Source organism: Zavarzinia sp. CC-PAN008 (genome assembly GCF_051903925.1).
Lineage (GTDB): Bacteria > Pseudomonadota > Alphaproteobacteria > Zavarziniales > Zavarziniaceae.
This window is the reverse complement of the sequence record NZ_CP173678.1, coordinates 1,466,177-1,486,820: the sequence shown is the minus strand read 5'-3', so window position 1 is coordinate 1,486,820 and position 20,644 is coordinate 1,466,177. Positions and strand designations below refer to the sequence as shown.

Here is a 20,644-nt window from a genome sequence, read left to right as displayed (position 1 = left end):
TTTTAACGTTGTCCCGCGAAAGTCCGCGATGGGGACCGGCCAAGTGTCCCGGATGCAGTCAACAGGACGCAGATGGCGGCTTTGCCGGCGCAGGATATCGCGAGCGGGGGACTGGATCCGCACGGCCTGATCGGGGTCTTTCCCGGTCCCGCCATGCTGGTGGCGGCGGACGGCCATGTCCGCCTGCGCAACCCGGCCGCGGCCGGCATCGCCCGGGCCTGGGGCAACGGCGACACGCGCCTGCACGACCTGGTGGAGGAGGCCCGCTCCAGGGCCCGCCCCCTGGCCGAGCTGGTCCGCCTGACGGTGGCCGGCGGCAACCCGACGACCTGGGAGCTGACGGCGCTGCCGCTGCTGGGCCAGGTCCAGGCCCAAGGCAGGGCCGGCCCGGCGCGCGTCGACGTCCTGCTGCTGGGCCGCGACGCCACGCTGGAGCGCAACCTGTACGGCGCGCTGGCCCGCTCCCGCCAGATGTTCAAGGACCTGGTCGACTGCTCTTCCGACTTCGCCTGGGAGACGAGCGAGGGCGGCACCTTCCGCTATGTCTCGCAGCGCGGCGCGCTGGGCTACAGCGCGACAGAGCTCGACGGCATGCCGGCGGCGATCCTGGTCGACCGCGACCGCAGCGCCGGCGCCGCCGACCCGTTCTCAAGCCCCGTGCCCCTGGAGGACGAGGAAATCTGGCTGCGGGGCAAGGATGGCGCCTCGCGCTGCATCCTGGTCAGCTGCGTGCCGGTGGCCGGCGACGGCGACAGCGGCCCCGTGGTGCGCGGCGTGTGCCGCGACATCACCGCGATGCGCCAGCGCGAGGCCGACCTGGCCGAGGTGCTGGAGCGCGAGCGTCTCGTGGGCCAGATCGTCGACGCCATGCGCAATTCGCTGGAGCCGGCGCGCGCGCTGCAGGTTGCGGCCGAATCGCTCAGCTACGCCACCGGCGCCGACTATGCCTTTGTCCTGCGCGCGGATCATGACGGCCTGCGCCTGGCCCATCGCGTGGGCGTCCAGGGCCGGGAGGCCGACCAGATCCTGGCCGCGGTCACGGCCCAGCTGGCGATCGAGCGGCCGGCCGTGCGCGATGCGCTGGAGGGGGAGGTCGGCGGTTTCGGCACCCTGGCGGGCGTTGCCTGGTACGACCACCAGATGCGCGGCGCCCTGGTCCTGGCGCGCGCCGGCGCCACGCCGTGGCGGGCCGAGGATCATACCCTGGTCGCCGCCGTGGCCGACCAGCTGGGCATCGCCATCGCCCAGATCGGCCACATGGAGCAGCTGGAGCGGTTGAGCCGCAGCGACGAGCTGACCGGCCTGATGAACCGCCGCGCCTTCCACGAGGAACTGGCGGTGCGCCTGCGCCAGCATGCGCGCAGCGGGCGGCCGGCGGCGCTCCTTTATCTCGACGTCGACAATTTCAAGCCGATCAACGACCGCTTCGGGCACGAACGCGGCGACCGCGTCCTGCGTGCGCTGGGCCGCATCCTGGTCGAGCGCAGCCGGGCCGGCGACATTCCGGTGCGCCTGGGCGGGGACGAGTTCGCCCTGTGGCTGGACGACGTGGCCGAAGCCGGCGCCGTGGCCAAGGCGCTGGCCCTGCAAACCACACAGGAGGCGCTGATGGCCGCTGCCGAATGCTGGGACCCGCCCCTGTCGCTGTCGATCGGTATCGCGATGATCGACCCGGCGGGCGCCGAGTCGCCGTTCGACCTGATCGCCCGTGCCGACCAGGCGATGTACGCCGCCAAGCGCCAGGGCAAGAACCGCTACCACGTCTCCGCGCGGGAGCCCGCCTCGCCATGATGAAGCGCATGCTGAGGCTGCTGACCGGCGGCCGCGCCGAGAAGCCGATCCCCTATGAGGAGGCGCGCGACCTGGTCGCCGCCGGCACCATGACCGACCGGCGCCTGCTGGCCGGCCGCGCCGATACGCAGCCAGAGATCCTGTACTATCTGGCCGACGATCCCGATCCCGACGTGCGGCGGCGCATCGCCGCCAACCCCGGCACGCCGATCCAGGCCAATCGCGCCCTGGCCGACGACGACGACGATTCCGTGCGCTGCGAACTGGCGCGCAAGATCGCCCGCCTGGTGCCCGACCTGCCGGAGGAGGAACAGTCCCGCCTGCGCGACCGCACGATCGAGGTGCTGGAGGTGCTGGCCCGCGACCACCTGCCCCAGGTGCGGCAGATCCTGGCCGAGGAACTGAAGCACGCGAAGGCCGTGCCGGTGCACATCATCCAGCGCCTGGCCCGCGACCTGGACGAGATCGTGGCGGCGCCGATCGTCGAGTACTCGCCCCTGCTCAGCGACCAGGACCTGCTCGAGATCATCGCGACGGGCAAGGTCAGCGGCGTGCTCCAGGCCATCGCCCGGCGCCACAATGTCGGGCCAGACGTCTCCGACGCGGTCGTGGCGACCCTCGACATTCCGGCCGTCGCCTCGCTGCTGGCGAATCCGTCCGCCCAGATCCGCGAGGCGACGCTGGACGCCATCGTCGAGCGAGCCCACTCGATCGAGGACTGGCACGAGCCGCTGGTCCTGCGCCCCGAACTTTCGGTCCGCGCGATCCGGCGCATCGCGGGCTTCGTCGCGTCGTCCCTGGTCAACGCGCTGATGGAGACGCACGACCTGGACAACGACACCGCCGCCGAACTCAGCCGCAAGGTCCGCACGCGCGTCGCCAAGGAGGTGGCACCGGTCGAGGAACTGACCCCCGACGCGGCCGAGGCCCGGGTGCGCGCGCTGCACGCGGAAGGCCGCCTGGACGAGAAGGCGGTGGGCGACATGATCGACCTGGGGCAGAAGGAACTTGCCTTCGCGGCGCTGGGCCTGCGCTCGACCCTTGGCACCCGCGTGGTGCGCGACATCATGGCCAGTCGCACGCCGAAGGCGGTCACCGCCCTCGCCTGGAAGGCGGGACTGCCGATGCGCACCGCCCGCCGCCTGCAGCAGATGGCCGGCATCACGCACCAGAATGTGTTGAATGCCCGCAACGGCATCCACTATCCGATGAACGACGACGAGATGACGTGGCTCCTTGGCTATTTCACCGGCACGTGAGCACGGCTAGACTTGCGCGCGATGTGGGTCGAAGGATGGGCGCGATGCTGCGGCATGTGAGAATGGGTGCGATGGCGGTCGTGGCGGCCCTGGCCCTGGCCCTGGGCCTGGTCGCGCTGGCACCTTCGGCCCCTGCCCGGGCCTCGGGCGACGCGGAGCATGGCGGCGGGCATTCGGCGGCCGTCACGGCGCCGATCCCCGCACCGGCCGAGCCCGACTTCGCCGACGCCCACGCGACGGCGCTCAGCATCCGCGACCTGCAGGCCGCCTGCACGCAGTCGGGCGATACCGGCTGCGCCAGCGTGTGCAAGCAGATGCACCATCGCCTGATGGTGTTCTTCCGTACCAATACCGGCGGCCGCGTGCCCGAGGCCGGCCAGCGCGACACCAACCTGGCCAGCCTCAACCGCTCGACCTGGGCTGTCTGCCGCAGCGCCGCGGTCCAGGCGTCCTATACCGAGACGCACGGCTACCCCGTCCCCGCGACCCACTGACCCGCGACCGCGCGGACCTTGCGCGCCGGCGGGCACGATCGGCCGCGACCTGTGTTCTGATGACGTGGGGCGGCGCGTGACCGCCCGCGCACATCGGGGGGTGCCATGCGCTGGTCGGGGCGACGCGAAAGCAGCAATGTCGAGGATCGTCGCGGCATCCGCGTGACGCGGGGCGGCGGCCTGATGGGTGGCGGCATCGGCGGCATCGCGATCCTGCTGATCGGCCTCTACCTGGGTGTTGACCCGGCGCTGCTCATGGACCTGACCGGCGGTGGCGGGCAGGTCAGCCAGACCCAGGGGCAGGTCCCGCCGGGGCAGGAGGAGGCCAAGCGCTTCGTCTCCGTCGTCCTGGCCGATACCGAGGACACCTGGAACGGCATCTTCTCCCAGAACGGGCGGCAATATGCAGAACCGCGCATGGTGCTGTTCACCGGCGCCGTCCAGTCGGCCTGCGGCCTGGCCGACAGCGCCGTGGGGCCGTTCTATTGCCCGGCCGACCAGCAGGTCTATCTCGACCTCGATTTCTTTGGCGAGCTGTCGCAGCGCTTCGGTGCGCCCGGCGACTTTGCCCAGGCCTATGTGATCGCGCACGAGGTGGGCCACCACGTGCAGACCCTGCTGGGCCTCAGCGGGCGCCAGGCGCAGGCGCGCAGCGGCCTGCCCGACCAGGGTGCCGAGGGCTTCTCCGTCCGGGTCGAGCTTCAGGCCGACTGCTTCGCCGGCATCTGGGCGCGCACCGCCGACCGCTCGCGCGGCGTGATCGAGCCCGGCGACATCGAGGAGGCCCTGGGGGCGGCCTCGGCCATCGGCGACGACACGCTGCAGCGCCGGGGCCAGGGCACGGTCGTGCCCGACGCCTTCACCCATGGCACGTCCGAGCAGCGCGTGCGCTGGTTCCGCCGCGGCTTCGAGCAGGGCACCGTCGGCGCCTGCGACACCTTCGGCGCGGCGCGGCTCTAGCGCCCTGGCCCGTGGGACCTGGGCCCAGGTCCCGCGGGCGTGGCCGGCCTGCATCGCTCACCCCGCAGAGTCACGACAGACCAGGGTTGCTGCCCCATGCCGAAGCTTGCGCGGGCGCGCGGCGTTTGCTATCACGCGCCCTCTGTCGCCGCTGGGGCCCGTCCTTGCGGGAAAGGTAGCCTATGCCCAAGATGAAGACGCACTCCGGCGCCAAGAAGCGCTTTTCGCTGACCGCCTCTGGACGGGTCAAGAGCCTCCAGGCGGGCAAGCGCCACGGCATGCTGAAGCGGTCGAACAAGTTCATTCGCAACCAGCGTGGTTCGATGATCCTGTTCAAGGCCGACGGGGAGAACGTCAAGAAGTTCTTCCTGCCCAACGATTGATTGAAGGCTGGACGATAAATGGCCCGCGTTAAGAGGGGCGTCACCGCCCATGCCCGGCACAAGAAGGTCCTGAAGCTTGCTTCCGGCTATCGTGGCCGGGGCAACAATGCCTTTCGCGTTGCGATTGAGAAGGTCGAGAAGGGGCTGCAATACGCCTATCGCGACCGCCGCAACAGGAAGCGCGACTTCCGCGCCCTGTGGATCCAGCGCATCAACGCCGCCGTGCGCCTGCACGGCCTGACCTATGGTCGATTTATCTCCGGCCTCCGCCTGGCGGGGATCGAGGTCGACCGCAAGGTCCTGGCCGATATCGCCGTCCGCGAGCCGGAGGCCTTTGCGAAGCTGGCGGAGAAGGCGCGCGACGTCTCCCCCGCCAACGGTGTCGCAGCGGCCGTCTGACGGCTCTTCCTGCCTTTGTCGGGGCCGGGGGGCCGGGTCAGTAGGTCCCGGTCCCTTTCGAGCTTTCCGGTGCAGGCATGGACGATCTGGTAGAGTTGGAACGCGATCTGACGGCGGCTGTCGCAGCCGCTGCGGATCTGGAAGCGCTTGAGCGCCTTCGCGTTGCCGCCCTTGGCAAGAAGGGCACCCTGACCGAGCGGATGAAGACGCTCGGTGCTCTTGATCCCGATACCCGCAAGGCGGTCGGCGCCCGGCTGAACGCAGCCAAGGACGCCCTGGCCGACGCCATCGCCGCGCGTCGCACGGCGCTCGCCGAAGTGGCGCTGGAGGCGAAGCTTGCCGCCGAGCGGATCGACGTCACCCTGGCGCCGCATCCCGCCCAGGCCGGGCGCATCCACCCGGTGTCCCAGGTTATCGACGAGATCACCGAGATCTTTGCCGACATGGGCTTCGCGGTCGCCGAAGGCCCGGACATCGAGGAAGACTTCTACAACTTCACGGCCCTGAACATGCCGCCGGAACATCCGGCACGGCAGATGCACGACACGTTCTACCTGCCCGCGCGGGCGGACGGGACGCAGATGGTGCTGCGGACCCACACCTCGCCCGTGCAGATCCGCACCATGCTGGCGGGCCCGCCCCCGCACCGTGTCATCTGCCCGGGCCGCACCTTCCGCCTGGACAGCGACCAGACGCACACGCCGATGTTCCACCAGGTCGAAGCGCTGGTGATCGACCGCGCCATCCACATGGGCCATCTGAAGGGTGCCATCGAGCATTTCGCCCGCACCTTCTTCGAGGTGCCGCGCGTCACCATGCGCTTCCGCCCCAGCTACTTCCCCTTCACCGAGCCATCGGCAGAGGTCGACATCGGCTGCGACCGCTCCGGCGGGACCATCAGGATCGGCGAAGGCAGCGACTGGCTGGAGATCATGGGCTGCGGCATGGTCCATCCCAATGTGCTCCGCGCCTGCAATCTCGACCCCGACGAATGGCAGGGCTTTGCCTTTGGCATGGGCATCGACCGCATCGCGATGCTGAAGTATGGCGCGCCCGACCTGCGCGCGTTCTTCGCCTCTGACCTGCGCTGGCTGCGCCATTACGGCTTCTCGTGCCTTGACGTCCCCACTCTGGCGCAGGGGCTGTCGCGATGAAGACGACGCTTGCCTGGCTCAAGGAACACCTCGACACCGACGCCAGCCTGGCGCAGGTGACCGAGCGCCTGACCGACCTGGGCCTGGAGGTCGAGGGGATCGAGGATCGCGCCGCGGCGCTGCGCCCCTTCGTCGTGGCGAAGGTGATCGAGGCGGTGCCCCACCCGAACGCCGACCGCCTGCGCGTTTGCCGCGTCGATGCCGGCCAGGGCGAGGTCCAGGTCGTCTGCGGCGCACCCAATGCGCGGACCGGCATGACCGCCGTCTTTGCCCCCTCCGGCAGCCTGATCCCCGGCACCGGCGCGGTCCTGAAGCCGGGCGTGATCCGCGGCGTGGAGTCCAACGGCATGCTTGTCTCCGAGCGGGAGATGGGCCTGTCGGAGGAACATGACGGCATCATCGACCTGGAGACGGACGCCCCCATCGGCACGCCGTTCGCGCAGGTGATGGGCCTGGACGATCCCGTCTTCGACGTGAAGGTCCTGGCCAACCGTCCCGACTGCCTGGGTGTCACGGGCCTGGCCCGCGATCTGGCTGCCGGCGGCCTGGGCACCGTGCGCGACCGCGCGGCGGAGGCCGTTCCCGGCAGCTTTCCCTGTCCAGTCGGCGTGCACCTCGACTTCCCCGACGATGCCAAGGCTGCCTGCCCGCTGTTCGTCGGGCGCATGATCCGGGGGGTGAAGAACGGCCCCAGCCCCGATTGGCTGCAGCGCCGCCTGCGCGCCATCGGCCTGCGCCCGATCTCGACCCTGGTCGACATCACCAACTTCATGACGTTTGACCGCGGGCGGCCGCTGCACGTCTTCGACGCAGCCAAGCTCAAGGGCGATCTGCGCCTGCGCCTGGGGCGCGAGGGCGATGTCGTGCTCGGCCTGGACGGCAAGGAGCATGCGCTGGGCCCCGATACGGTCGTCATCTGCGACGACACGGGACCAGTCTCGATCGGCGGCATCATGGGCGGCGAGACGACGGGCGTGGATGAGGCCACGGTCGACGTGTTGGTCGAATCCGCGCTGTTCGACCCCGTCCTGATCGCGACTGGCGGTCGGCGGCTCAACCTGTCCTCGGATGCTCGCTACCGCTTCGAGCGAGGCGTCGATCCGGCCTCGGCCGGGCCAGGGATCGAACTTGCCACGCGCATGATCCTGGACCTGTGTGGGGGCACGCCCAGCGACGTCGTGGTCGCGGGCGAGGTGCCAAGGGCCACCCGCATCCAGACGTTCCGGCCCGAGCGGTTCGCGGAAATGATGGGGTTCGACCTGTCTCACGGCACGATGGCCCGCATCCTGGCCGACCTTGGCTTCCATGCCATGCGCGACGAGGCGGTGTGGCGCGTGGCGGTCCCGTCCTGGCGCCGCGACGTGGTGGGCGAGGCCGACCTGGTCGAGGAGATCGGTCGCGTCCATGGCTTTGCCGCAATCCCGTCCACCCCGCTGACCCGCGTCACGCAGGAGATCCAGCCGTCGCTGACCCCAGCCCAGCGCCGCGTGCGCCAGGCGCGGCGCGCGCTGGCCGCCCGCGGGCTGGTTGAGGCGGTGAGCTATTCCTTCGTCTCCGCGCAGGAGGCCGCACCCTTTGCCGCCGGGACAAGCCCGGTCGTGCTGGTCAACCCGATCTCGGCCGACCTCGACACGATGCGGCCCAGCCTGCTCGCCTCCCTGATCCCGGCGGCGGCGCGCAACCAGGCGCGGGGCAACCGCGACATCGCCCTGTTCGAGGTGGCGCACCTGTACCGGGGCGATCGGCCGGAGGACCAGATAGCGGTCGCCGGCGGCTTGCGCGTCGCCCAGGTGCAGCGCCACTGGCAGGGGGCCGGCCAGCCGCTGGACGTGTTCTCGGCCAAGGCTGACGTGCTGGCCCTCCTGGCGGAGCTGGGCCTGCCCGCGGGCCAGGTGCAGGTCCAGGCCGATGCGCCCTCCTGGTATCATCCCGGCCGCTCCGGCCAGGTGAAACTGGGGCCGAAGACGGTGCTGGCGCAGTTCGGCGAGCTGCACCCCCGCCTGGCCAAGGCGTTCGACGTCAGCGGGACGGTCGTCGCGTTCGAGGTCTTCCTGGCCGCGATCCCGTTCCCCAAGGCCAAGGGCAAGGCCCGGCCCGAACTGGGCTTGAGCGACTACCAGGCAGTGGAGCGCGACTTCGCCTTTGTCCTGAAGGACGAGGTGACGGCCGAAGCGGTGCTGCGCGCCGTGCGGGGTGCCGACAAGCAGTTGATCGCCGACGCCCAGGTATTCGACGTCTATCGCGGCCCGGGCCTGGCTGACGGCACCAAGTCGCTGGCGATCGCCGTCCGGCTGGAGCCGCGCAGCGCGACCCTGACCGAGGCCGAGATCGAGGCCGTCTCCGCGCGCATCGTCGCTGCCGTGGCCAAGGCCACGGGCGGCACCTTGAGGTCCCAATGACCGAACTGGCCCGAATCCGCAACTTCTCGATCATCGCGCATATCGACCATGGCAAGTCGACCCTGGCCGATCGCCTGATCGAGCGCTGCGGCGCGCTGACCGCGCGCGAGATGACCGAGCAGGTGCTCGACTCGATGGACATCGAGAAGGAGCGCGGCATCACGATCAAGGCGCAGACCGTGCGCCTGAACTACAAGGCCAAGGACGGCGAGGTCTATACGCTGAACCTGATGGACACGCCGGGCCATGTCGACTTCGGTTACGAGGTCAGCCGCAGCCTGGCGGCGTGCGAAGGCTCGCTCCTGGTCGTCGATGCCAGCCAGGGGGTCGAGGCGCAGACGCTGGCCAACGTGTACCAGGCGATCGATGCCGGGCACGAGATCGTGCCCGTGCTCAACAAGATCGACCTGCCCGCGGCCGAGCCCGATCGCGTGCGCCAGCAGATCGAGGACGTGATCGGCCTGGACGCCTCGGACGCCGTGCCCATCTCGGCCAAGGCCGGCATCGGCATCGACGAGGTGCTGGAGGCGATCGTCACCCGCCTGCCGCCGCCCAAGGGCGATCCCAAGGACCCCTTGCGCGCCTTGCTGGTCGACAGCTGGTACGATTCCTACCTGGGCGTCGTCATCCTGGTCCGCGTCTTCGACGGCACCCTGTCAAAGGGCCAGAAGATCAAGATGATGTCGAACGGCGCCGTCCAGACGGTCGAGCGCGTCGGCGTGTTCCAGCCCAAGAAGGTGCCGGTGGACAGCCTGGGGCCGGGCGAAATGGGCTTCATCACGGCGGCCATCAAGGAAGTGGCGCAGACCAAGGTCGGCGACACCCTGACCGATGAGCGACGCGGGGCGGAAAGCCCGCTGCCCGGCTTCAAGCCCAGCGTGCCCGTCGTCTTCTGCGGCCTGTTCCCGTCGGACGCGTCCGAGTTCGAGACACTGCGCGACAGCCTGGCCAAGTTGCGCCTCAACGATGCCAGCTTCCAGTACGAGATGGAGACCAGCGCCGCCTTGGGGCTGGGCTTCCGCTGCGGTTTCCTGGGGTTGCTGCACCTGGAGATCATCCAGGAGCGGCTGGAGCGCGAATTCAACCTGGACCTGATCACCACGGCCCCGTCCGTCGTCTATCGCATCCACATGACGGATGGGACGATGGAGGAGTTGCACAATCCGGCCGACATGCCGGACACGACCAAGATCGCCAGGATCGAGGAACCGTGGATCAAGGCGACGATCTTCGTCCCCGACACGTACCTGGGCTCGATCCTGAAGCTGTGCGAGGAAAAGCGCGGCATCCAGGTCGAACTGACCTATGCCGGCACGCGCGCCATGGTCGTCTATCGCCTTCCGCTGAACGAGGTGGTGTTCGATTTCTATGACCGGCTGAAGTCGGTCAGCCGCGGCTATGCCAGCTTCGACTACGCGGTCGAGGACTATGAGGAAGGCGACCTGGTGCGGATGTCGATCCTGGTCAACCAGGATCCGGTCGACGCGCTGGCCATGGTCGTGCACCGCAGCCGCGCCGACATGCGCGGCCGCCAGCTGTGCGAGCGGCTGAAGGACCTGATCCCCCGCCAGATGTTCCAGATCGCCATCCAGGCGGCGATCGGCGGGCGCGTCATCGCGCGCGAGACGGTCAAGGCGCTGCGCAAGGACGTGCTGGCCAAGTGCTATGGCGGTGACGCCAGCCGCAAGCGCAAGCTGCTGGACAAGCAGAAGGCGGGCAAGAAGCGCATGCGCTCGGTCGGCAATGTCGACATCCCGCAGGAAGCCTTCATCGCCGCCCTCAAGATGGGCGACGAATAGCGCCCGCGTGGTAGGATCGCACCATGGGTGCGATCCGACAGCCCCCGCCGCCCCGCATGGACCTGGAGGAATTCCTGGCCTGGGACGACGGCACCGATACCCGCTACGAGCTTGTGCGGGGCGAACCGCTTGCCATGGCTCCGGCGCGGGAGGTTCATGGACAGCTTGCCGTTGCGGTCGGCGGTGAACTTCGGGCCAAGTTGAAGCGGCCCTGCCGGGTCATTGGGGAAGCCGGCATCAGGGTTCGCAGCATCCGCGATACATTCCTTGTTGCCGATGCGGCAGTGACTTGCGCCCCATCAAGCCCGAACGCGGTGTTCCTGACGGAGCCCCGCATCATCATCGAGGTCCTTTCGCCGTCCACTCAGGACCATGATCGGTCCCTGAAACTGCGGGCCTATCGCACCCTCCCAACCGTCAGCGACATCGTCCTCCTCTCGTCTGTCGAGATCCTGGCCGAGCACTGGCGGCGGGACGGGACGGGCTGGCATGTCGAAGACCTGATTGGGCCTGACGCGGCGCTCCGCCTGGACGTCCAGGGCATCACCCTGGGTCTGGGCGACATCTATCGCGACATCGACCTGACCCCGGACGATGCGCCCGACGATCCGCCGAACGAAGGGGCAGCCGACACAATCGGCACGCCCTGACCGCTCCCCTCCCACTCAGGAGGCGATGCGCGCCGGGGGCGTGGCGGCGTCCGGCGCGCGGACGACCTGGTTGCGGCCGGCCTTCTTGGCGGCATAGAGCGCCTGATCTGCGGCAGCGACCAGGTCCTCGAACCCCTGACCCTGTTCTTTGAGGCCGGCAACGCCGCAGGACACCGTCACATGGGGCAGCGCAATGCCCTCGAGCGCGATGCCGAGTTCCGACACCGATTGCCGCAACTGGTCCAGGCGTTCGGCGGCGGTCGCTGAATCCGTCTCGCTGAACAGCAGCAGGAACTCCTCCCCGCCATAGCGGAACAGCCAGTCCGTCTCCCGGATATTGGCCTGGATGTGCTGGGTGACGGCGATCAGGGCGGCGTCGCCCGCCTGGTGGCCATGGGCGTCGTTGTAGCGCTTGAAATGGTCGATATCGAGCATGGCGACGCTGAGCGGGCGGTCGAAGCGCCGGGCCTTGGCCAGTTCCTTCTCGAACACCGCTTCCAGGTGGCGGCGGTTGAACGCCTTGGTCATGGGATCGCGGATCGACTGGTTGCGCAGGCTTTCGCGCAGGCGGATGTTCGACAGGGTCAGGCCGATCTGGCGGGCCACCATCTCGGCCAGGCGGCGCAGCTCGCGCCATTCCTGGCGTCCGTCCGGCGCCTGGTGATGGCCCAGCGACAACAGGCCCAGGGTTTCGCCTTGCGCCACAAGCGGGATGCAGAGGGACCAGCAGTCCGCGTGGTCGGGGGGCAGGTGATCGCAGGCCGGGCTGACATCGTCCGCCCCGCGGGCATGGACCTGGCCGCGCCGCAGGCCCCAGCAGGCGGGCGCCGTGAAGTGCGCAGGGTAGGCCCCGCCGCCCCACGCCGCGACCAGGTCCAGGCGGTTGCGCGATGGCGCGGTGACGTGGATTGCACCGGCGGCATCGGGGAACAGGCGCACCAGGAACGGGCCCAGGACGCTGGAGATCTCGTCCATGTCGTCGCAGCTCTGCAGGAAATTGCTGGCCTCGTTCAGCTGCGCCACCTCGTTGCGCTCGCGGCGCAGGCGTTCGGACTGCTCGCGCAGTTCCCGGGCCAGGGTTTCGTGCTCGGTCGCGGCCTGGGCCTTGCGCACGATTTCCCGCCGCCCCAGGAAGGCCAGGACGGCGAGCAGCACCACGGTCGTCGCGACGAAGCCGCCAAAGGTGACGAAGGCGGCGTTGCGGGCCAGGGCGGCCTCGGCCTCGCGCTCCTCCAGCAGCGTACCCTCGGCCCGCTCCATCATCGCGATGGCGTCGTGGAAGGCGGCGGCGATCTCCTTGCCCTTGTTCTGCCGGACCAGTTCGCCCGCGGCCGTGCCGTTGCCCGAACTCTGCAGCAGGACCGTCTCGGCCATCTCGGCGAACTTGGCGGCCGTGATCCGCTCGATCTGGTCGACGTGGCGGATCTGGTCCGGGTTGTCCGACACCAGCTCCCGCAGCCGCTCCACCTTGGAGCGGATGATGTTGGACGCGCTGTAATAGGGCTCCAGATAGCGGATATCGGCGGTGAGGAGATAGCCGCGCTGGCTCGACTCCGCGTTCGACATCTCGACCACCATGCGCGCCAGCTCGCCCTTCACGGCGAGCGAATGCTTCACGCGGTTGGTCGTCTCGATCAGGCTTTGCAGGCTTGCGTACAGGATCGTGCTGTTGGCTACCAGGGCAGCACAGGCCAGGACGATCAGAAGGACGCGCGGAATACCATTGCCGCTTGTCATCGCCGGACCATTTGTGGACTGCCCTTGCTTTACCAGAATGGCCGGCGCACCGGGGAAAATTCGACGCCAGGTGTTGGAACGCGTGCAGGAAAAAGACGTGCACCCGGCTAGCGCTTCGGCCGTTGCCCGGGCGGCGCCTGGACGATGACGCCGGACCAGCCCAGCCCGCGATAGGTCTCGTAGCCGGGCGTTCGATGATGACCGACCATGGCGCCCGACGCGTCCCGCCCATAGCCGGACACGGTCCCGGGCAGGCGCAGGCGCTGCTCCAACACGCCCGTGCCGTCGGACGCCGCCAGCACCAGCCCGTCCGCGTCGACCAGCAGCACGCGCGAGCGGTCACGCTCGTCCGGGGCCAGGCGCACGCCGTCGACCACCGCCTGGGACTGGCTGCCCCAGTCGAAATGAATGCCGAGCACGCCCAGGATGCGCCCCCGCGCCTCGCCCCCTTCACGGATCGCAGCGGCATAGGTCGCGACGGGCTGGCCGCCCAGCAGGGCGCAACGGGTGATGTCGCTGCAGGCATAATCGTCGCCCGAGGCGGTCTGCATCGCCCGGGTGAACCAGGCCTCCTGCGCGACGGTGGCACCCGTGACGCCCGGATAGCGTTGCGGCCTGCCATGGGCGATCACCCGCCCGGTGGCATCGGCGATCCACAGGTCCAGATAGACGGTATAGGCGTTCAGGATGACGCCCAGGCGCTGCGCCGCATGGGCACAGGCTGCGGGCGTGGGATCGCCGGCACAGGCGATGACCGCCGCATCGGTCGCCCACCAGCGGACGTCGCAGGTGCGCTCGTACAGGTTCCTGTCGATGATCTCGATCGCGTTCAGGGCCAGGTCGACCAGGCGCTGGCCGCGGACCTCGTCCGCCATGCGGCGCCCCAGCGACTGGAGCAGGGCGAGCCGCTCGTCCAGAACCTTCTGCAGGTTGCCGCTCAGGCTCTCGACCTCGGAACTGACATGGCGCACTTCCTGGGCGACGACGGCGAAGCCGCGGCCGGCATCGCCCGCCCGCGCCGCCTCGATCGACGCATTGAGTGCCAGGATGCGGGTGCGGCTGGTGATCTGCCGGATGCTGCGCAGGTTCGTGCCCGCGGCCTCGGTAATGTCGCCGGCCAGGGCGACGATGCGCTCGGGCGCGGCCTCGCCCTCCGCCTGCGGCGGGGCGTCCTGGGTGGCACGCGGACGTGTGACAGCGCTCATCGCCGGTCCCCTGGCTTCGGCATCAGACTGGCTCTCCGGTCATGTCGCCGGGATGGTCCAGGTGCCACGGTGAAGAAAGCGTGAAAACGTTTGTGCACTCACGATCGGCCGCCCGGCGGCCCAGGGTTGATCTGTCGAGCGGGTGCACTAGGTTTAGCGCAGACGCGCAGCCCCGGCCGCGCGGAAGGGGGCCCGTGTGCGTAACGTCCTGACCATCCTGGCGCTGATCGTCCTGCTGGCCGTGGGCGGCCAGGTGCCGGCATCGGCGAATGTGGTCAAGACCGAGCACGTCGAGGCAGAACTTGTCGCGCGCGACATGGCCCTGGTGCCCGGCCAGACACAATGGCTGGGGCTGCGCTTCAAGCTGATCCCGGGCTGGCACACCTACTGGTCCAACCCGGGCGACGCGGGCGAGCCGCCGCGCCTGACCTGGACGCTTCCGCCCGGCTTCACGGCGGACGAGATTGCCTGGCCCAATCCCAAGCGGATCCCCTATGGCCCGCTGATGTCCTATGGCTACGAGCATGAGGTGACCATGCCCGTGGCGCTGACGGTGCCCGCCGACGCCGCGCCGGCCAGCACCGTGAGCCTGGGGCTGGAGGCGACCTGGCTGGTCTGCGCCGAGATCTGCGTGCCTGAGGAAGGACGCTTCACCCTCGATCTTCCCGTGGCGGCGGCGGCGGGCGGCACCAATGCCGCGCACTGGATCGGCTTCGAGAAGGCGCTGGCGGCCCAGGCCCGGCCCCTTCCCGGTAGCGCCCGCGCCAGCCTTGCCGACGGCACGCTGGTGCTCGATGTCGCGGTCCCCGAACTGGCGACGGCCCAGGCGGCGGGCCGCATTTCCGATATCTGGTTCTTCCCCGAGTCCTATGGGATCCTGGAGCACGCGGCACCCCAGCGCTTCGCGGCATCGGGCCAGGACCTGCGGCTGGAGGTCCAGGCCGGGACGATGCTGGCGACCCGGGCCGAGCCGGTGCGCGGCCTGCTGGTGGTCACGCAGGACACGGCGGATGGACCCCGCACCGACGGCTTCGCGGTCGCGGCAGCCTATGCGGCGCCACGGCCGGATGCCGCGGCAGGCGCCTCAACGACGCCGCCAGCGCCGGTGCAGGGCGGGAGTGCTGGCCTGACCCAGACGACCACTCCCGCCGCCGACGGCATCGGCCTGGGCCAGGCGCTGCTCTGGGCGCTGTTGGGCGGCCTGATCCTGAACCTGATGCCGTGCGTGTTTCCCATCCTGTGGATGAAGGCGCTGGGCTTCGTCGAGCAGGCCCACAGGCCGGCGCACCTGCGCGTGCATGGCCTGGTTTTCACCGCGGGCGTGCTGGTCACCTTCGCCGCCCTGGCGGGCCTGCTGATCGCGGTCAAGGCCGCGGGGGCGGCGGTGGGCTGGGGCTTCCAGCTGCAATCGCCGCTGGTCGTCACCCTGCTGGCCTACCTGATGTTCGCGCTGGGCCTGAACCTGACCGGTGTGTTCGAACTGGGCGGCCGCCTGCAGGGCGTGGGCCAGGGCCTGGCCGAACGCTCGGGCCATGCCGGCGCCTTCTTCACCGGCGCGCTGGCGGTCGTGGTGGCAACGCCCTGCACGGCGCCCTTCATGGGAGCGGCGATCGGCTTTGCCATGACGCAAGGCTGGGCCGTGGCACTGGCGGTGTTCCTGGCGCTGGGCCTGGGCCTGGCACTGCCCTACCTGCTGCTCAGCCTGATGCCGGGCCTGGCGCGGCGCCTGCCGCGGCCGGGGCCATGGATGACGACGCTGCGCCAGCTGCTGGCCTTTCCCATGTACGCGACGGCAATCTGGCTGGTCTGGGTCCTGGCCCAGCAGGCGGGGCCGGACGCCGTCGCCGTCGTGCTGGTCGGCGCCCTGCTGATCGCCCTGGGCCTGTGGCTGTGGGGGCGGGTGGCCGCGTCCGGCGGGTGGGGCCTGGTCGGGCGTGGCGTGGGCATTGCGGCGCTGGCCGGCGCGATCGCGCTGGCCGTCCTGGGCGGCAGCACGCTGGGCCCGGCCCCGGCCAGCGCCGCGCTGCCCGGCGCCAGCGGCAGCGGGCCGGTGCACGAGGCCTATTCCGCCGACCGGCTGGGTGCGTTGCAGGCCCAGGGCACGCCCGTCTTCGTCAACATGACGGCCGCCTGGTGCATCACCTGCCTGGTGAACGAGCGCGTGGCCCTTTCGGGGGAGGCCGTGCGCGACGACTTCGCGCGCGCGGGCATCACCTACCTGAAGGGCGACTGGACACGGCAGGATCCGCAGATCACCGCGTTCCTGGAACGCTTCGGCCGCAGCGGCGTGCCCCTGTATGTCCTGTTCCCGAAGCCCGGCTCCGGCCGCCAGCCCGAAGTTCTGCCCCAGATCCTGACGCCCGATATCGTGGCCGAGGCGGTGGCCCGGCTGAACTGAATCCGGCGTCGCGCACGTACACGCACAGAGCCCCGAAACTCCAAGGACCACGGACATGACGCGACGCCACTTCCTGGCCGGCATCGGCGCCCTCGCCCTGGCGCTGGGCATTGGCTACGGACTGAATTCCGCAACATCCCCCGCCCTGGCGGCGCCCACGATCGGGGCACCGGCGCCAGCCTTCCAGGTGCTGGATACCAAGGGCGCGACCCGCACCCTGGACGAGTTCAAGGGCAAGACGGTGGTCCTGGAATGGACCAATGACGGCTGCCCCTATGTCCAGAAGCACTACAATTCCGGCAACATGCAGTCCGTCCAGCGCGACGCCACCGGCGCCGGCGTGGTGTGGCTCACGGTCATCTCGTCGGCGCCCGGCACCCAGGGCTTTGTCGAGCCGGCCAAGGCCGACGACCTGACCGCCAGCCGCAGCGCCGCCCCCACCGCCGTCGTCCTGGACCCGGACGGCGCGATGGGCAAGGCCTATGGCGCGCAGGTCACGCCGCACATGTACATCATCGATGGCACAGGCACGCTGGTGTTCATGGGCGGCATCGACGACAAGCCCCAGGCAGACCCGGCCAGCCTGGACGGGGCCCGCAACCACGTCCGCGCGGCCCTGGACGACCTGGCCGCCGGTCGCCCGGTCGCGGAGGCGATCACCCGCCCCTATGGCTGCACGATCAAGTACCAGTCCTGACCGGCACGGGCGGCGCCGCGGAACCCTTGTGCCCCTGGCCTTTTAGGGGTTGGGTGATGCGGCGCCGCTCTGTATCGTGGCGCCGCATTTCGGTTCGGCCCGCCCTTTCCCGACGGTTGCGCGCAACGGCTGCCTGGCCCACGGGCCGGGTGGCGCGTCGGGGCGCAAGGCCGGGCCGCAATCGTCGCGAACGCCAAAGGAGCCCTCGCATGGCCTTCGAACTTCCGCCGCTGCCGTTCAATCCTGCCGACCTCGCCGCCAAGGGGATGAGCCAGGAGACCTTCGAGTACCATCATGGCAAGCATCACCAGGCCTATGTGACCGCGCTGAACGGCCTGGTCGAAAAGAACGACGCGCTGAAGGGCAAGTCGCTTGAGGAACTGGTCCTGCTCAGCAAGGACAAGGCCGACCTGACGCCCGTCTTCAACAATGCCGGGCAGGTCATCAACCATACCGAGTTCTGGCACAGCCTGTCGCCCAAGGGCGGCGCCATTCCTGGCAAGCTCGAGAAGAAGCTGGTCGAGGATTTCGGCTCGGTCGCGCAGTTCAAGGATGCGTTCAAGACTGCCGCCACCACGCAGTTCGGCTCCGGCTGGGCCTGGCTGGTCCTGGCGCCGGATGGCAAGCTGAAGGTCACCAAGACCCCGAACGCGGCCAGCCCCATCTCGACGGGCGAGGGCAAGATCCTGCTGACCTTCGACGTGTGGGAGCACGCCTACTACATCGACTTCCGCAATCGCCGTCCGGACTACACCCAGAACTTCCTGGACACCCTGGCGAATTACGAACTGGCCGAATCGCGCCTCTGATCGCGCGATGCCGCGCCGGAACGGGGCCATTCCCCGGTTCGGCGCGGTCCAGCCAGTACCACGCCGTCAGCATGCATATAGGTCGCTAGACCGAACGTTCTGCTTACGCCTTGTTTACGCCCGCCGCCTAGGATGCCTGCATGTCGCCCGCAATGGCGGCAGCCATCTGGCGTGACGAGGCGAATGATCACCCCCGCAGCAGACGACAAGGCCGTTTCCGATTGGGTGGGGCGGTGCCTTACCCCTTGGATCGTGGCCCTGGTCGCCGCGACCGTCGTTATGGCCGTCGTCCTGCTGTTCCAGATCGCAGCCGAGCAGGACGCCGCCGCCGAGCTTCAGTCCCGCGCCCTGGCTGAGCGCGCGCTGGATGCGCATCGCGCCCATCTGCAGCGCTCCCTGCACGACTATGCCGCCTGGGGCGATGCCTACCGCCATGTCCTGCCCCAGGTCGACCTGGACTGGGCCTATCAGCGCGAGAACATGGGCCCGACGCTGCATTCCGACCTGGGCTTCAACCTGGTGGCGGTGGTCGGCGCGGACGATGATGCACGCTATGCCCTGACCGACGGCGTCCTGGTCATGGGTGCCCTGCCCGCGCCGCTGCGCGAGACGCTGCGGGACCTGGCGCACCAGGCGCGCGACACGGCCGACGGCATCAGGCCCCCCATGCTGCTGGCGCCTCTCCCCGGCGAGCCGCCCCTGCTGATCGCGGCGGAGGTCGTGAGCCCGGCCGCCGATCCCACCATTCCGCTTCAGCCAGGCCCACAGCCGGTGCTGGTGTTCGGCAGCCGGCTGGACGACGCCGCACTGGCGGCGCTGGGGCGCACGATGCTGCTCAGCGATATGCGCCTGGCGCCGCCGGGCACCTGCCGCAGCGGCACCAGCGGCCTGCCCCTGCGCGACCCCGCAGGCGCCGCCCTGGGCGACCTGTGCTGGACGCCGGCCAGGCCCGGCCAGGAAATGGTCCGCTTCGTGCTGCCCTGGCTACTCGGCGGCTTTGCCTTCCTGGGCATCCTGATGGTGCTGCTGCTGCGCAATGCCCGCCACACCGCCCGCCTGGTCGACGGGTGGAGCCGGCGGCTGACGCGCGCCTATGCCGATATGCGCGAGAAGTCGGCGCTCGACCCCGTGACCCTGGAGCTCAACGGCCAGGGGTTCGAGATCGAGGCGACCAAGCGCCTGACCCTGGCAGAGGAACGCTCGGCCCTCCTGCTGCTGGGACTGGACCGGGTGAAGCTGATCAGCGATGTGTTCGGACATGTCGTGGGCGACGGCCTGCTGCGCCGCGCGGCTGACCGTATCCGCCAGGTCGTGGGGGCCGATGCCCTGGTGGCCCGGACCGGCCAGGACGACTTCGCCGTCCTGCTGCCCGCCGCCCCGGCCGAGGCCATGGAGGCCCTGGCCCGCCGCCTTGTAGAGGCGCTGGAGCAGCCGCTGGACGTCGATGGGATCGAGGCCCATGTCGGCGTGACCGTGGGGCTGGCCCGGGCCGATGGCGCCATCCGCACGGCAGAGCGGCTGCTGCAATGCGCGGACATGGCGATGCACGCCGCCCGGGCCGAGGGCACCCGCATCCGCGCCTATGACCATGGCCTGGGCGAGGAGGCGACACTTCAGCAGAAGCTTGAAGCCGACTTGCGCGGCGCGCTGGCCCGCAACGAGTTCTCCCTGGTCTACCAGCCGCGCTACGACGCGCGCACGCTCGCCGTGACGGGGGTTGAGACGCTGGTCCGCTGGACCCACCCCACGCTGGGGGCCGTCTCGCCCGCGCGGTTCATCCCACTGGCGGAGCGCACGGGCCTGATCCACGACCTGGGCCATTGGGTGCTGGAGACGGCGTGCCTGGACCTGGTGTCATGGCCCGACCTGACGGTCGCCGTGAACATGTCGCCCATGCAGTTCCAGAAGTCGGGGGCCGCCGACCTGGTGGCGCGGGTGCTGCAGCGCACCAGTCTGCCCGCGGCCCGCCTGGAGCTGGAACTGACCGAAAGCGTCCTGTTCGAGTACTATGGCGGCGCCAAGGACAGCCTGCACGAGATCAAGGCGCTTGGCGTCCGTATCGCACTGGACGATTTCGGCACAGGCTTCTCCTCGCTCGGCTACCTGATGGATTTCCGCTTCGACCGGCTGAAGATCGACCGCCGCTTCGTGAAGGAGATCAAGCCCGAGGGCGAAGCCCGCACGATCGTCCAGACCATCATCCGCTTGGCCTCCGCCCTGGGCATGGCGGTCACGGCAGAGGGGATCGAGACGCCGCTGCAGATGGACGTCCTGCGGGCCGAAGGCTGCGACGAGCTTCAAGGTTTCCTGCTGGCGCGGCCCATGCCCCTGGCCGACCTGGAGCGGCTGCTGCTGGCCCAGCGCGACAGCGCCGCGGCCTCCCCGGGCCCGCTCGACCAGACCGAGCCCACGATCGTCGCCCTCGCGACCGGTTGAGCGGTCGCGCGCGCATCCTCGGGGATGATGACGGAGCGGCACGGGAACTGATGCATTCCCGTGCATCGCACACG

At 69.7% G+C, this 20,644-nt stretch carries 16 protein-coding genes; 14 read left to right on the top strand and 2 right to left on the bottom strand.

What is annotated here, in order from left to right; translation table 11 throughout:
* The first annotated feature begins 72 nt into the window (after window positions 1–72).
* From ACI6GS_RS07020 to ACI6GS_RS06975, 10 genes are all read left to right on the top strand, one after another.
* Window positions 73–1,791, top strand: a complete 1,719-nt coding sequence (locus ACI6GS_RS07020) for a diguanylate cyclase (RefSeq protein ID WP_439817070.1) — start codon at window positions 73–75, stop codon at window positions 1,789–1,791.
* An 8-nt stretch (window positions 1,792–1,799) separates the two neighbouring features.
* Entirely contained in the window at window positions 1,800–3,050 is a 1,251-nt protein-coding gene (locus ACI6GS_RS07015; RefSeq protein WP_439817069.1) for a DUF2336 domain-containing protein, read from the top strand.
* A 44-nt stretch (window positions 3,051–3,094) separates the two neighbouring features.
* On the top strand, window positions 3,095–3,544 hold the full coding sequence (locus tag ACI6GS_RS07010) for a hypothetical protein (RefSeq protein WP_439817068.1): 450 nt from the start codon (window positions 3,095–3,097) through the stop codon (window positions 3,542–3,544).
* Between the two features lie 105 nt (window positions 3,545–3,649).
* Window positions 3,650–4,504 (top strand): KPN_02809 family neutral zinc metallopeptidase, encoded by an 855-nt coding sequence (gene ypfJ / locus ACI6GS_RS07005; RefSeq protein WP_439817067.1) that lies wholly within the window; start codon window positions 3,650–3,652, stop codon window positions 4,502–4,504.
* Window positions 4,505–4,686: 182 nt separating this feature from the next.
* Entirely contained in the window at window positions 4,687–4,887 is a 201-nt protein-coding gene (gene rpmI, locus ACI6GS_RS07000) for a 50S ribosomal protein L35 (RefSeq protein ID WP_439817066.1), read from the top strand.
* A gap of 18 nt (window positions 4,888–4,905) precedes the next feature.
* On the top strand, window positions 4,906–5,286 hold the full coding sequence (gene rplT, locus ACI6GS_RS06995; protein ID WP_439817065.1) for a 50S ribosomal protein L20: 381 nt from the start codon (window positions 4,906–4,908) through the stop codon (window positions 5,284–5,286).
* Between the two features lie 77 nt (window positions 5,287–5,363).
* On the top strand, window positions 5,364–6,440 hold the full coding sequence (pheS, locus tag ACI6GS_RS06990; protein ID WP_439817064.1) for a phenylalanine--tRNA ligase subunit alpha: 1,077 nt from the start codon (window positions 5,364–5,366) through the stop codon (window positions 6,438–6,440).
* Window positions 6,437–8,839 (top strand): phenylalanine--tRNA ligase subunit beta, encoded by a 2,403-nt coding sequence (gene pheT, locus ACI6GS_RS06985; RefSeq protein WP_439817063.1) that lies wholly within the window; start codon window positions 6,437–6,439, stop codon window positions 8,837–8,839. Before pheS ends, pheT begins: the two co-directional genes overlap by 4 nt.
* Window positions 8,836–10,638 carry a translation elongation factor 4 gene (gene lepA / locus ACI6GS_RS06980; protein WP_439817062.1) on the top strand — a complete coding sequence of 601 codons (1,803 nt, stop codon included), beginning with the start codon at window positions 8,836–8,838 and terminating at the stop codon, window positions 10,636–10,638. The genes pheT and lepA overlap by 4 nt, the downstream gene beginning before the upstream one ends.
* Window positions 10,639–10,661: 23 nt before the next feature.
* The gene (locus tag ACI6GS_RS06975) at window positions 10,662–11,288 is read left to right on the top strand and encodes a Uma2 family endonuclease (RefSeq protein WP_439817061.1); all 627 of its coding nucleotides are present in this window, start codon (window positions 10,662–10,664) and stop codon (window positions 11,286–11,288) included.
* Between the two features lie 15 nt (window positions 11,289–11,303).
* Here ACI6GS_RS06975 and ACI6GS_RS06970 read toward each other — a convergent pair whose 3' ends face one another.
* Both ACI6GS_RS06970 and ACI6GS_RS06965 read right to left on the bottom strand, forming a co-directional pair.
* Entirely contained in the window at window positions 11,304–13,025 is a 1,722-nt protein-coding gene (locus tag ACI6GS_RS06970; protein ID WP_439817060.1) for a diguanylate cyclase, read from the bottom strand.
* A gap of 107 nt (window positions 13,026–13,132) precedes the next feature.
* Window positions 13,133–14,230: a methyl-accepting chemotaxis protein gene (locus tag ACI6GS_RS06965; protein WP_439817059.1), complete on the bottom strand. Its 1,098-nt coding sequence runs from the start codon at window positions 14,228–14,230 to the stop codon at window positions 13,133–13,135.
* A 196-nt stretch (window positions 14,231–14,426) separates the two neighbouring features.
* Here ACI6GS_RS06965 and ACI6GS_RS06960 point away from each other — a divergent pair, with 196 nt between their 5' ends.
* The 4 genes from ACI6GS_RS06960 to ACI6GS_RS06945 all read left to right on the top strand — a co-directional run bounded on the left by ACI6GS_RS06960 (window position 14,427) and on the right by ACI6GS_RS06945 (window position 20,570).
* Window positions 14,427–16,628: a protein-disulfide reductase DsbD family protein gene (locus tag ACI6GS_RS06960; RefSeq protein ID WP_439817058.1), complete on the top strand. Its 2,202-nt coding sequence runs from the start codon at window positions 14,427–14,429 to the stop codon at window positions 16,626–16,628.
* Between the two features lie 55 nt (window positions 16,629–16,683).
* Window positions 16,684–17,325, top strand: a complete 642-nt coding sequence (locus ACI6GS_RS06955; RefSeq protein WP_439817057.1) for a redoxin domain-containing protein — start codon at window positions 16,684–16,686, stop codon at window positions 17,323–17,325.
* 209 nt (window positions 17,326–17,534) lie between these two features.
* A complete protein-coding gene (locus ACI6GS_RS06950; RefSeq protein ID WP_439817056.1) occupies window positions 17,535–18,134 on the top strand; it encodes a superoxide dismutase in 600 nt (199 codons plus the stop codon).
* A 252-nt stretch (window positions 18,135–18,386) separates the two neighbouring features.
* Window positions 18,387–20,570, top strand: coding sequence for a putative bifunctional diguanylate cyclase/phosphodiesterase (locus ACI6GS_RS06945; RefSeq protein ID WP_439817055.1), 2,184 nt, complete (start codon window positions 18,387–18,389; stop codon window positions 20,568–20,570).
* Window positions 20,571–20,644: the final 74 nt, after the last annotated feature.